This window comes from Campylobacter sp. W0014 (assembly GCF_020135975.1).
Taxonomy (GTDB): domain Bacteria; phylum Campylobacterota; class Campylobacteria; order Campylobacterales; family Campylobacteraceae; genus Campylobacter_D.
Genome location: NZ_JACHTR010000102.1, coordinates 1 through 503 on the forward strand (window position 1 = coordinate 1; position 503 = coordinate 503).

Annotated in this window: 2 protein-coding genes; both read right to left on the reverse strand. The window is 29.6% G+C overall.

The window, feature by feature from the left end:
• The coding region (locus H2277_RS09145) for a hypothetical protein (RefSeq protein WP_337201981.1) at positions 1-244 on the reverse strand (244 nt) is incomplete at its 3' end.
• A 15-nt stretch (positions 245-259) separates the two neighbouring features.
• A partial coding sequence (locus H2277_RS09150) for a hypothetical protein (RefSeq protein WP_337201982.1) occupies positions 260-503 on the reverse strand: 244 nt, incomplete at its 5' end.

Sequence of the window (503 nt, forward strand, 5' to 3'; positions counted from 1 at the left end):
CAAAGCAAAGTACATTTGCAATAAACCACTCATCAAATTCTTCCTCGGTAGCATCACGATAAGATATTCCTGTTTCTTCTTCAAAAGCGACTTCGTATTCTTCTGGATCGATATGATCATACGCATCACTTAAAAAACCCTCTAAATGAGAATTAACAGCCTGCAAAACTTCTTTACTAGGTTTTGTTTTTAAGAATTCTTTAAAATTCTCAAGATTGTCTAAAATTTCAACATCAAATTCCATAATATCTCCTTTTTATTATTTTTTTATCTTTCTTCTTTCTTCATACATTTTAATTTGTTCTGGTCTCTCTAAACTTGTATCAATATTGTATTCTTTAACCAATTGTTCCCAAGTCTTAGCACCTGCTTTTTTTAAGATTGTTTTATTTTTATTTATCCCAAAAGAAATAGCCCTATCTAATGGAGTAGCAGGTTTAAAATAATTGATTTTATCATTTTCAATTTCATTGATAGTGCAATTAGCAGCATTGACATCAGCT